Annotated in this window: 12 protein-coding genes; 11 read left to right on the top strand and 1 reads right to left on the bottom strand. The window is 45.5% G+C overall.

Annotation, left to right across the window (positions count from 1 at the left end):
* Positions 1 to 10: 10 nt before the first annotated feature.
* The gene (locus tag NST74_RS12135; protein ID WP_341112257.1) at positions 11 to 1,117 is read left to right on the top strand and encodes a GerAB/ArcD/ProY family transporter; all 1,107 of its coding nucleotides are present in this window, start codon (positions 11 to 13) and stop codon (positions 1,115 to 1,117) included.
* Here the strand turns inward: NST74_RS12135 and NST74_RS12140 are convergent.
* Entirely contained in the window at positions 1,090 to 1,347 is a 258-nt protein-coding gene (locus NST74_RS12140; protein ID WP_341112258.1) for a hypothetical protein, read from the bottom strand. The genes NST74_RS12135 and NST74_RS12140 overlap by 28 nt on opposite strands.
* 164 nt (positions 1,348 to 1,511) lie before the next feature.
* Between NST74_RS12140 and NST74_RS12145 the strand changes: the two genes are divergently transcribed.
* The 10 genes from NST74_RS12145 (at position 1,512) to rsmB (ending at position 12,368) form a co-directional block, all read left to right on the top strand.
* On the top strand, positions 1,512 to 3,383 hold the full coding sequence (locus tag NST74_RS12145) for a bifunctional homocysteine S-methyltransferase/methylenetetrahydrofolate reductase (protein WP_341112259.1): 1,872 nt from the start codon (positions 1,512 to 1,514) through the stop codon (positions 3,381 to 3,383).
* A 38-nt stretch (positions 3,384 to 3,421) separates the two neighbouring features.
* Complete coding sequence (locus NST74_RS12150; RefSeq protein WP_042126872.1) at positions 3,422 to 4,315, top strand: YicC/YloC family endoribonuclease; 894 nt, start codon at positions 3,422 to 3,424, stop codon at positions 4,313 to 4,315.
* Positions 4,316 to 4,363: 48 nt separating this feature from the next.
* Positions 4,364 to 4,624 carry an extracellular matrix/biofilm regulator RemA gene (gene remA / locus NST74_RS12155; RefSeq protein WP_006209218.1) on the top strand — a complete coding sequence of 87 codons (261 nt, stop codon included), beginning with the start codon at positions 4,364 to 4,366 and terminating at the stop codon, positions 4,622 to 4,624.
* A 19-nt stretch (positions 4,625 to 4,643) separates the two neighbouring features.
* A complete protein-coding gene (gene gmk, locus NST74_RS12160) occupies positions 4,644 to 5,213 on the top strand; it encodes a guanylate kinase (RefSeq protein ID WP_042126879.1) in 570 nt (189 codons plus the stop codon).
* Between the two features lie 52 nt (positions 5,214 to 5,265).
* Entirely contained in the window at positions 5,266 to 5,466 is a 201-nt protein-coding gene (rpoZ, locus tag NST74_RS12165) for a DNA-directed RNA polymerase subunit omega (protein ID WP_036686188.1), read from the top strand.
* Positions 5,467 to 5,694: 228 nt separating this feature from the next.
* Positions 5,695 to 6,930 (top strand): bifunctional phosphopantothenoylcysteine decarboxylase/phosphopantothenate--cysteine ligase CoaBC, encoded by a 1,236-nt coding sequence (gene coaBC / locus NST74_RS12170; RefSeq protein ID WP_341112261.1) that lies wholly within the window; start codon positions 5,695 to 5,697, stop codon positions 6,928 to 6,930.
* Positions 6,930 to 9,461 carry a primosomal protein N' gene (priA, locus tag NST74_RS12175; RefSeq protein WP_341112262.1) on the top strand — a complete coding sequence of 844 codons (2,532 nt, stop codon included), beginning with the start codon at positions 6,930 to 6,932 and terminating at the stop codon, positions 9,459 to 9,461. Before coaBC ends, priA begins: the two co-directional genes overlap by 1 nt.
* Positions 9,462 to 9,545: 84 nt before the next feature.
* Positions 9,546 to 10,031: a peptide deformylase gene (gene def / locus NST74_RS12180; protein WP_042126884.1), complete on the top strand. Its 486-nt coding sequence runs from the start codon at positions 9,546 to 9,548 to the stop codon at positions 10,029 to 10,031.
* Positions 10,032 to 10,035: 4 nt separating this feature from the next.
* Positions 10,036 to 10,971: a methionyl-tRNA formyltransferase gene (gene fmt, locus NST74_RS12185; RefSeq protein ID WP_341112263.1), complete on the top strand. Its 936-nt coding sequence runs from the start codon at positions 10,036 to 10,038 to the stop codon at positions 10,969 to 10,971.
* Complete coding sequence (rsmB, locus tag NST74_RS12190; protein WP_341112264.1) at positions 10,968 to 12,368, top strand: 16S rRNA (cytosine(967)-C(5))-methyltransferase RsmB; 1,401 nt, start codon at positions 10,968 to 10,970, stop codon at positions 12,366 to 12,368. The genes fmt and rsmB overlap by 4 nt, the downstream gene beginning before the upstream one ends.
* The last annotated feature ends 148 nt before the right edge of the window (positions 12,369 to 12,516 follow it).

Consider the following 12,516-nt stretch of genomic DNA (forward strand, 5'->3'; position numbering starts at 1 on the left):
AGGAGCGGGTATGAATAAAGGCAGTATAAAAATTGGTGTATTCCAAATCTTCTCCTTAACATTGTTGTTCGAGCTTGGGACAGCTTTGGTGGTGAATCTAGGGATGGAAGCGGGAAAAGATGCATGGATTTCCATTATGATCGGTGATTTTATTGGAGTGGCTGTTTTCGCGGGATATACCTTTCTCTATCGAAAGTTTCCTGATTTACCGCTAACGGCTTATGTCCGAAAGGTACTAGGCAGATATTTGGGATCGGTAATAGCGTTAGGTTACATCATCCTATTTCTGAATTTAGCGGGAAGGGATTTGCGAGATGGCAGCACCATGCTTGTTATGGCAACCATGCATCGGACTCCGTTATTCATTATAGCCATGCTGATGGTCTTATCAAGCGCTTATGTATTGCATAAGGGAATAGAGGTATTAGCCAGAACTTCGATGGTTTTCTTAACGCTTGTATTAATGATAGGTCTTTTTTGCTCGATGATGCTGATGTTTTCGGGTTCAATTAATCTCCATTTTCTTCAGCCCGTTTTCGAGAATGGATTCGAGCCCATCCTCGCCTCTGTAGTCAAACAAAATTATATGTTTCCTTTTGGTGAAATGGTCTGTTTTACTATGCTGATGCCTTATCTTGATAACGCAAAAAAAGGGCCCTGGATCATTGCAACGGGTATATTTGTATCAGGCATACTATTGAGTCTGACTATGGTCTTAAACATATCTGTTCTTGGATCTGATATTGTTAAAAGATCGCTACTTCCGCTGATGCCTACGATTAGTAAGATTTCTATTTCTGATTTTGTTCAACGGCTAGATATTTTAGTTGTTATGGTGCTTATCATTGGTGTTTTTTTTAAAATGGCAGTTTTTTTTGCAGCAGCCCTGATAGGTATATCAGAGTTATTTAAAATTCCTTATCGGAGGATGGTCTATCCGACAGCTTTGATTATCTTGTTTAGTTCTATGCTGGATGCACGAAGCTTCACCGAGCATATAGATGAGGGTGGGAAACTGCTGTATACGGTGTATCCCTTCTTTATGGTGTTAATCCCGCTGATCCTTATCCTTGTTACAGCGGTAAAGAGTCACTTTTCAGCTCCGCGTTCAGGTTGACGTCCGGTCTTCCAGGCCAGAATATCAGGACCAATCAGACATAACAGCAAGATGATGGCCGCGGTTTTCTCAGAGGCAGTGTATAGTAAGTAATTTAGAATGTACCGGATGTTGCCCACTCCATAACCAAATAGCCAATCCCCCAAATACAGATATGATAAACACAAAATGCTTAAGAGTAGGATAATTGCGTATTTTCGGATCAGAAGTTTTCTAGTTTTTTTCTTCACTGGATTTGCTCCTTTTCGTCAATTTAACGTTAGTATGAAGCTTTTAATACCCGATCATGCATACCCGGACCGGGTGTCTGATTGCTTTTCTTTTGAAAGCTTATCATCCATACCGATTTATGATACATTAGTATGAAACTAGTGAGTCAGGGGAGGATTTTGCAGTGAAGCCGGATCTACGTTCCGCATGGGGAAACAAAGTATTGGTCGGAGACGGAGCGATGGGTACCTATTTATATCAGAAGGGTTTCCCTGTCGGCATTTCCTACGAAGAATTAAATTTGACCTCTCCAGGGGTTATCGAAGATGTACATCGCAGCTATATAGATGCAGGGGCAGTGCTGCTAGAAAGCAACACCTTCTCAGCGAATTTTGACAGGCTGTCCAAATATGGTTTGGAGTCCAAGGTTGAAGAAATTAATCGTGCCGGAGTAAGAATCGCTCGTAAAGCTGCTGGAGATACTGGTTATGTATTAGGTGCTGTAGGCTCCATTCGCGCCGGTAAGCGTGCAAATCTCTCATCAACAGAGTTGAAGAAGTATTTTACGCAGCAGATCACAGCATTGTTAGAAGAAGAAGTAGACGGTATTATGCTAGAAACCTTCTACGATGTCGAGGAACTTCACCTTGCACTAAGAACTGTACGTAAACATAGTACTCTCCCAGTCATTTGCCAATTTGCTGTCGATGAATCAGCTCGTACGTTGGATGGACTGACGCTGCCAGAGGCTTTTCGCATTCTTGAAGGTGACGGAGCAGATATCATCGGATTTAACTGTAATACGGGTCCAAATGGAATTAAGAGAGCGCTGAAAGCTGTACAGGGCAATCTGGTTCTACCGACCTCGGTCTATCCGAATGCAGGTGTTGCCGATTATGTAGACGGAGAATACCGGTATGGGGCTTCACCGGAATATTTCGGGCAGATGGCAGTAACTTTTGCAGAAATGGGTTGCAGAATTATCGGCGGCTGCTGTGGTACTACACCGCAGCATATTGCTGAAATTTCTTCCGCATTAAAAGGTTACGAACCTCAGCCACTTCCAAAACCGTCGCTTGTGACGGTGGAACGTGCATCGCTGCAAGAGCATTTTGGTGAAGATGAGGGAAGAGATGGCAGAGAGCCGAACCTGGTTGATTTAGTAAAAGAACGCCACACGGTTATCGTTGAGCTGGATCCTCCCCGTGATTTGGATATCGCCAAGTTTATGCAGGGTGCAGAAGCGCTGAGAAGAGCGGGTGCGGATGCGTTGACACTCGCCGATAACTCACTGGCTGTTACACGGATGAGCAATATGGCTTTAGGACATTTGGTGCACGCTAAAACTGGACTTCGTCCGCTGGTGCATGTTGCTTGTCGGGACCGTAATCTGATCGGTACTCAATCGCATTTGATGGGTTTTGATGCGCTTGGCATTGATCATGTGTTGGCGGTGACTGGAGACCCCGCAAAATTCGGAGATCTTCCTGGCTCAAGTTCGGTTTATGATTTAACCTCTTTTGAGATTATTCGAATGATTAAGCAATTGAATGATGGCATTTCCTTCTCTGGTAAACCTTTGAAGCAGAAAGCGAATTTTGTAATCGGTGCTGCCTTTAACCCGAACGTTAAACATTTAGATAAGGCTATACAGCGACTGGAGAAGAAAATTGCCTCTGGTGCGGATTATATTATGACCCAGCCAGTCTATGATCAGGAACTTATCGTGAAGATCGCAGAGGCCACTGCACATCTGGAAATCCCCGTGTTTATTGGTGTGATGCCACTGGCTAGTGGACGTAATGCAGAATTCCTTCATAATGAGGTTCCAGGCATTCAGCTTACCGATGAAGTCCGGAATCGCATGAAAGGACTTGAAGGGGAAGCAGGAAGAGCTGAAGGTGTCGCCATCGCTAAGGAGCTGCTAGATGTGGCTACAGCTCATTTCAATGGGATCTATTTGATGACACCGTTCATGTTCTATGATATGAGTGCACAGCTGATGGAGTATGTATGGGAGAAATCAGGACGTAAATTATCCCCCTTGTTTCGCTAGTAATAATCAATTACAATAGTGTAATGGATGTGATTCCGTTGTCATTTAGCATGACCGGATACGGTCAATCGTCCCTGCAATTCGGCGGCTACAAGATTATGTTCGAAGTGAAATCGGTGAATCACCGGTACTGCGAAGTTGTACTGCGGATGCCCCGGGATTGGACGGGTTATGAGGATGTGCTGAGAAGAAAGGTTCAACAGCACGTCAAACGGGGAAGGATAGATGTTACCATCAATAGAGAGCATGATGAGTCGTCTTCTGGACCGGTTCTGAATCGCTCTGCTGTCATGACTTATCTTAAGGCAGCAGATCAGCTTAAGAACGAGTATGGTTTGTCCGGTGAGTTGACTCTTCGTGATATACTTTCTATACCCGGTATTATGGAAAGCAAAGATGAGGCTGCGGGTGCCGTGTCCGCGGCCTTAGAAGACTACTCTGAAATGTTGGAGACGGGACTTGAGCAGAGTTTGCAGTCTCTGCTGGAGATGCGCGCCCGTGAAGGCAGTTTTCTAGTCGCTGATCTTGAACAGCGTCTCACCTATCTTGAGACCATGCATGCTGAAATGGTTGAACTTGCTCCTGTTGTAGTCATTGAATATCGTGACAAGCTACGTCACCGATTGAATGAGCTGAATGATGGGACGTTCGCTTTTGATGAGCATAAATTCGGGATGGAAATCGCTATTTTTGCTGATCGCTGTAATATTGATGAAGAGTTGACCCGGTTGTATAGTCATTTCGAACAATGCAGAACCCTCCTGAAGGGGAAAGGGCCGGTAGGACGCAAGCTGGATTTTCTCATTCAGGAGATGAACCGGGAGACGAATACAATCGGGTCGAAATGCAATCATTTAACTCTCGTGGGTCTTGTGCTAGACATGAAAGCAGAGCTAGAGAAGATTCGTGAACAAGCGGCAAACATAGAGTAGCCGGGAACAGGTAATAGCATAGAACTTTATGGGGGGAACTACCGGAACATGGCAATCAAACTTATCAACATTGGCTTTGGAAATATTGTGTCCGCCAATCGCATTATTTCCATCGTCAGTCCGGAATCTGCACCAATCAAACGTATTATCCAGGAGGCTCGTGATCGACATATGTTGATCGACGCCACCTATGGCCGACGGACTCGTGCCGTAATCATTACAGATAGTGATCATGTCATTTTGTCGGCTGTACAGCCGGAGACTGTGGCGCATCGCTTATCCAGTAAAGATGACGACAACGACGAATAACAACTAAATGGAGTGTATTATGTCAAAAGGATTGCTCATCATATTATCCGGACCTTCCGGCGTAGGTAAAGGTACTGTATGTACTGCGCTACGTCCGAAGATGCCCGAACTTGTCTACTCAGTATCAGCTACTACTCGCAGTCCGCGTGCGGGTGAGGAAGACGGTGTGAACTATTTTTTCAAAAGCAAAGAGCAGTTTGCGGCTATGATAGAAGCCGATCAACTGCTTGAATATGCGGAGTACGTAGGTAATTTTTACGGTACTCCACGTGATTTTGTAGAGAGAACTCTCAATAGCGGCAAAGACATTATTCTCGAAATTGAGGTTCAGGGAGCTCTCAAAGTCAAAGAGAAATTTCCTGAAGGTATTTTTGTGTTCCTTCTTCCACCTTCTATGGACGAGTTGAAGGACCGCATACGCGGACGGGGTACGGAACATCCAGATGTGATCGATCACCGCATGACCGTAGCGGAGGATGAGATAAATCTAATGCAGCATTATGATTATGCTGTTGTGAATGATGAGATTGATCTGGCTTGTAAGAGAATAGAAAGCATTATTATCGCCGAACATTGTAAAGTCAGATAATGTATGCTGAAAGATTAAATGTATTACCAGTAAACTATGAAGAGGTGTCCCTGTGCTATATCCATCCATTGATGAAATGATGACCAAGGTTGACAGTAAGTATTCGCTCGTTGTAGCCGCAGCACGTCGTGCTAGACAATTGCGTGAGGGTGGTAAGACAGATGTGAAGAACCCTAGATCGCATAAATTTGTCGGTGTTGCTCTTGAAGAAATTTACGAAGATCGCATTACGCTTACCCGCGGTGAAGAGTAGTCGCAAGCCTGTTTAGATATTCCCTTTTGTAGAAACGGATACCGCCTAGTTGTAATTAGGCGATGCCGTTTCTTCTTGGGTTATGGAGCATTTATGAATCTTTAATGAATGATGATAGCCCAAAACCGGGCTGTTTCTGACAACCGGAAGGTTGTTATTTTTTTCTCAAAATATAAGAAATAAAGTAGTAGATCATTCGTTGTAAGAGTAGGAAACAGGGGGGAGATCATGTTGAAGAGCTTGAAGGGGAAGACTATTTTACTTGGGATTACAGGAGGTATTGCGGCCTACAAAGCAGCGTCCCTGACCAGTAAGCTTGTCCAAAAAGGAGCCGAGGTTCATGTCATTATGACAGCTTCGGCAAAGCAGTTCATTACAGAATTAACTCTACAGTCACTGTCGAAGCAACGAGTTTATAGTGATACATTCCAGGAACGTGACCCATCTTCCATCTCGCATATTGATTTGGCCGATTCAGCGGATCTTGTAATAGTAGCGCCAGCAACTGCGAATATGATTGCCAAGATGGCGCATGGAATTGCGGATGATATGTTATCTACTACGTTACTCGCTACTACTGCACCTGTAATGGTGGCACCAGCTATGAATGTCCATATGTATCAGCATCCCGCTGTACTTAGCAATTTGGACACCCTCGCTAAACGTGGTATTCAGTTTATTGAGCCTGGGGAAGGTTTGCTGGCATGCGGTTACGTAGGCAAAGGCCGTTTAGAGGAGCCTGAGACAATCATAAGTTATGTGGAGGATTTTTTTGCATTGCAAGAAAGTGCGAAGTCTAGTCCACTCAAGGGTAAAAAGATTGTCATCACAGCTGGCGGTACAGTAGAACGGATTGATCCGGTACGCTATATCTCCAATGATTCCTCTGGTAAAATGGGGTTTGCTGTGGCACATGCTGCACGTGCTATGGGGGCAGATGTTACCTTGATTGCTGCGCGAACAGATGAAGCGCCTCCGCAGGACCCGGATATTTCTGTTATTCGTGTTCAATCCGCACAAGAAATGTATGAAGCAGTTACTGCCCATTGGGATAGCTGCGATATCATGATTAAGGCAGCGGCTGTATCGGATTACCGTCCGAAGCACAGCGAGCAATCCAAAATTAAAAAAAGTGGAGATACGCTGACTCTTGAGCTTATAAAAACAACGGATATCCTCGAAACGCTAGGTAAAAACAAGGATAAGCAGTTCTTGATCGGCTTTGCAGCGGAGACGGGAAACACAGAATTTTATGCAAAGGACAAGCTGGTCCGCAAAAACTGCGATCTCATCGTTGCTAACAACGTAGCGGCTGCAGGAGCCGGATTTGGATCGGATACGAATATTGTATCGATTTATGATGCAGATGGATTGGTGCTTGAATTGCCACAATTGTCTAAGGATGAGGTCGCACGCCGTTTGCTGACACTCGTGGCAGAGCGCATTTCTGGAGCTTCATTATAATGGATATTGCCAAGGTCATTGTGGATGTGCCTGTACGCAGCACTGACCGGCCATTTGATTATAGTATTCCAGAATCACTAAAATTATGGATTGAAGTGGGCAGCCGAGTAGCAGTCCCGTTTGGACACCGTACGGTGCAAGGGTTTGTTGTTTCGTTAGAGTCAGGAGAAACAGTAGTGAATCCTGCGCTTAAGCCTATTCAAGAAGTCCTTGATCTGCTTCCACCGTTATCCCCTGAATTAGTTGAGTTAGCAGACTGGATGAGTAAAAGATATGCCTGCAGACGAATTTCTGCCCTTCAAGCGATGCTGCCCACCGCTCTTAAGGGGAAGGCAGAACGACTGATTTCATTAGGAGTTGTAGAAGAAGAGACAGCATTCCCTGATGATGAATTATTCCCTATGTTTGCTGAGACAGAGAATGAGGAACGACTAATCACTGAATTTATTGGACGTAATGGCGAAGTTTCCATGAAGCAACTTACCCGTGCGTTTCCGGAGGCTGCGGAAACAGTGAAGTTCATGCTGCGGCGCGGAGTTCTTGTAGAGAGCCAATCAATCAAAGATAAAATGGGCAAGAAAAAGCTGAAAGCGGTAGATCTGGCGATAGGTATTACGGCTGCTCGTGAGGCGCTGAGTAAGTTTCCTAAAAAATCTGCGCGACAGAAGGAAGTGCTAAGCTTTCTAATCGAAAGAGAAGCTACACTCCCTATGGCGCTTAAGGAAGTCTTGTCAGCCCTTCAAGTTACAGCAAGTACAGTAAAGGGTTTAGAGGAAAAAGGCTTCATCGAAATCAGCGAGATTGAAGTCTATCGCGACCCTTATCAAGGACGTGACTTTAAGCCTACTACGCCTCTGCCACTTACAGCAGAGCAAGAGATTGTATACACTCGAATTTCACGGACACTAGAAGAGCAACTACATGAAGTATTTCTGGTACATGGCGTTACGGGGAGCGGTAAGACAGAAATCTACTTACAATGTATCAAACGTTGTTTGGATCAGGGCAGACAGGCCGTAGTGCTCGTTCCAGAAATTGCATTAACACCGCAGATGGTGGAACGTTTTAAAGGGCGTTTTGGAAGTGGTGTTGCGGTAATGCATAGCCGATTGTCTGTAGGTGAGCGTTACGATGAGTGGCGCAAAATCCGCGAAGGAAAGGCTACGGTTGCCGTTGGTGCCCGATCAGCAGTGTTTGCTCCGTTCTCTAACCTGGGTTTGATTATTATGGATGAAGAACATGAGACCTCATATAAGCAGGAGGAAAATCCGAAATATCATGCCCGTGATGCTGCGATTCGCAGAGCCGAGCAGTGTGGGGCAGCCGTGATTTTAGGCTCCGCCACGCCTTCGTTAGAAAGCTATCATGCGGCCAGAGCACAGAGTGATATTCATTTTTCACCAGTACTTTTAGAAATGCCTACTCGCGCACTTGGCAACGAGCTTCCCAAGGTGAATGTAGTGGATATGCGGGAAGAGCTTAAAGAAGGTAATCGCTCCATGTTTAGTCGGAAGCTGCATTCTGCACTGGCTGAAAGACTGGAACGTGGAGAACAGACGGTGTTATTGCTTAACCGCAGAGGCTTCTCAACGTTTGTCATGTGCCGAAGTTGCGGATATGTGGCAGGTTGCCCGGAGTGTGATATTTCGTTAACGTATCATAGCCGCAGTGACAATTTGCGTTGTCATTATTGTGGTCATGCCGAGCCAGCACCTAAGCTTTGTCCAGAGTGCGCAAGTGAGCATATCCGATTCTTCGGAACAGGAACTCAGCGAGTGGAAGAAGAGCTTGGCAAGTTGTTTCCTGGTATACGGGTGATTCGTATGGATGTGGATACTACGACAGAAAAGGGTTCGCATGAGAAATTACTCAACCAATTCAGAGACAAAAAAGCGGATGTTCTGCTAGGCACACAGATGGTAGCGAAGGGATTGGATTTTCCCGACGTAACTCTTGTTGGTGTAATAACTGCAGATTCAGCGTTGAACTTGCCCGATTTTCGTGCAGCGGAAAAGACCTTCCAATTGCTTACACAAGTTGCTGGAAGAGCAGGCCGGCATCAGCTTCCGGGTGAGGTAGTTGTTCAGTCCTATACACCGGAGCATTATTCTATTGTTCATGCTAGCGGGCATGACTATCTCTCTTTTGTAAGGGAGGAGTTAAAGCATCGTAGAGGGCTACATTATCCACCTTATTGCAGATTGATACTGGTTACATTATCCCATGAGCAATTACCGCTATTACTCCGGATGGCAGAGAATTACGTTATGAATCTTCAGGGGAAGGCCAGACAGCTTAGATGGTATGGGAGTCTGGATAAGTTAACTACCGATGTACTCGATCTGTTAGGTCCAGTAGCTTCACCAATCCCTCGCTTGAAGGGTAGATATAGATTCCAGTGTATGATAAAATGGCGCGGCGTCATCGATGTGATTGGGCTTGTTCGGCAAGTGGCTGAGGAGCTGGAGGATTCTGTTCGGGATACAGGGCTCCAAATCAGCATTGATGTAGATCCGCAAATGTTGATGTAAATCGTTATCATGTTACAATGTAAAAAAAGAGCTAGATCAATAAACTCTAAATATAGAGATGTACAGAACGGGAAGGTGTTTGTAATGGCGATACGTATGATCGTTAAGGAACCGGATGAAGTGTTGCACAAAATAGCAAAAGAAGTAACTGTAGTTACACCTAATGTCAAAAAATTGTTAGATGATATGGCTGATACGATGTATGACGCTGAAGGTGTTGGGCTAGCAGCTCCACAAGTTGGTATTTTGAAGCGCCTAATTGTGGTGGATGCAGATGAAGAGCACGGGCTGATCAAAATGATTAATCCGGAAATCATCGGTACAGAAGGGGAGCAGCTAGGACCTGAAGGATGTCTTAGTATTCCCGGATTGAACGGTGATGTACGCCGTGCAGAGACAGTAACCGTACGTGGTCTTAACCGTGAGGGAAAAGAAATTACCATTACCGGCAGTGGTTTACTTGCTCGGGCTTTTCAACATGAAATTGACCATCTGAACGGAGTACTGTTTACCGATATCGCTGAAAAAGTATACGAGATGACAGCTGAACGCAATGAGACTGAGGAGTGAGGATATGAAGATTGTATTCATGGGAACCCCAGCCTTTGCGGTACCAAGCTTGCAAATGCTGATGGATGAAGGCTATGAAGTTGTAGTAGTCGTCACCCAACCAGATCGACCGCAAGGACGTAAAAAGATCTTGGCTCCTTCACCAGTTAAAGAAGCCGCATTATCTCTCGGTTTACCTGTGCTCCAGCCTGAACGGATGCGCAAACCCGAGGCTGTTGCAGAGTTAGCTGCATATGAGCCTGACCTGATAGTTACAGCTGCTTATGGTCAAATTTTGCCTAAAGCTGTATTGGATTTGCCGCGTAATGGTTGTGTGAATGTTCATGGTTCACTACTTCCTAAATACCGGGGGGGCGCACCGATTCAACGGAGTATCATTAACGGTGAGAAGGTGACCGGCGTTACTTTGATGTATATGGCTGAAGGACTTGACACTGGAGATATGATCTCGCGCGTCGAGGTGGCTATCGAGGATGAGGATACTTCCGGCACGATGTTCGAGAAGTTGAGCCTTGCTGGACGTGACCTCTTGAAGTCTGAAATGCCGCGATTAGTAAGCGGTCGTGTTCAAGCGACTCCTCAAGACGATAGTCAAGCAACTTTTGCACCTAACCTAAATCGTGAGGATGAGCGTTTGGATTGGAACGCTGGTTCTCGTGATAGCTATAATAGAATCCGTGGGCTGGTTCCTTTTTCAGGTGCGTTTACACTCTGGAATGGAGAGACCTTTAAAGTTTGGTCTTCAAAAATTCCCACTGAACAGAAATCAACTGACAGTGCGCCAGGAACGGTGCTTTCGGTTACTGAACAAGGTGTCGAGGTTAAGACTGGAGACGGAAGTCTGCTGCTAACTACTGTTCAGCCTGCTGGTAAGAAAGCTATGAGTGCTGCGGACTTTAGCCGTGGCGGTGTCATGAAACCAGGGACGGTGCTAGGTTGAGCGCGGGCGGTAAAAAGGGCGGTGCCGGAAACAAAGGTAAAGCTAATACAGCCTCTGCCCGGGATATCGCACTCGATATTCTGGTAAAGGTCGAACAGCAAGGTGCATACAGCAACCTACTCTTGAACAGCAGTCTGCAGAAGTCTGCTCTTAGCAGAGAAGATGCTGGACTAGTTACTGAGCTTGTCTATGGCACCATCTCTCGTATGAACACACTTGATTATGTGCTAGAGGAATTTGTTAGCAAAGGGATCGCTAAATTGCAGCCTTGGGTGCGTAATTTATTGCGACTAAGCTTATATCAAATTATGTATCTGGACCGCATCCCGTCTCATGCAGCTGTAAACGAGGCTGTTAATATAGCTAAGAAAAAGGGCCATCAAGGAATCTCGGGTATGGTTAATGGCGTGCTTCGTAGTGTGCTTCGAGCTGGAGATCTACCGGTTATACCTGATGAATTGAGCCCGGCGAAACGGATATCCATTCAGTATTCCCATCCTTTATGGTTAGTGGAGCGCTGGATTACTGAGTATGGTGTTGACACTGCGGAAGCTATTTGCACCGCTAATAATGAGCCACCTGCTGTCAGTGTACGTGTAAATACAACGATGATTAACCGTGAAGCGCTACTGAGTCAGATGGTTGAACAAGGTCTGCAAGCTTCTGCTTCTGAAGTTAGTCCATATGGTATTGTTGTAAAAGCCGGCGGTAATCTCGCTCTTTCTTCTTGGTATCGGGATGGATTTATATCTGTTCAGGATGAAAGCTCCATGCTTGTAGCTGAAGCTGTTGCACCTGAGCCTGGAATGCGAGTTCTTGATTGCTGTGCCGCACCTGGGGGCAAAACAGCGCATATGGGCGAGCTGATGAAAGATGAAGGGTCTATTCTTGCTAACGATCTGCATCCGCATAAAGCTAAGCTTATCTCGGATCAAGCTGCGCGACTAGGTCTCGAAAGTGTAGTAACAGGCAGTGCAGATGCGCTGGAGCTAGAGCATACCTTAGAGCATCATTCCTTCGATAGAATTCTATTGGACGCTCCTTGCTCTGGGCTTGGGGTAATCCGCCGTAAGCCAGATCTCAAATGGCGTAAGCAGCCTGAGGATGTTACAAGCGTAGCGTCACTACAAGGTCAGCTCCTGCAATCGGTCTCCAAACTGTTGAAGCCGGGTGGGGTTCTGGTTTATAGTACCTGTACGACTGAACAAGCGGAAAACCGTGAAGTTGTAGCTGCCTTTTTGAAGCAGAATCCTGATTTCACTTCTATAACGTTTGCTTCCGCGTTATGGGATAGATTGGAAGGTACCGCGCTGGCTGAAGGTGAGGGAATTCAATTATTGCCGCATCATTATGGCAGCGACGGATTCTATATCTCTAAGCTTCAAAGAGTCTTGTAATATAGTAAATTTACTGACAATTGTTGTATCTTTTGCCCGCCGGGCTACCGTACGGCGGGCTATTTCTTTTACCGTCTCTGAAATTTGTGTTAAAATAGGAAGAATGAGAAATAATACGCATATCCTTATGAAAGAACAGGTGCTAATA

Source organism: Paenibacillus sp. FSL F4-0125 (assembly GCF_038008565.1).
In the GTDB taxonomy this organism is placed as follows: Bacteria; Bacillota; Bacilli; order Paenibacillales; family Paenibacillaceae; genus Paenibacillus_AQ.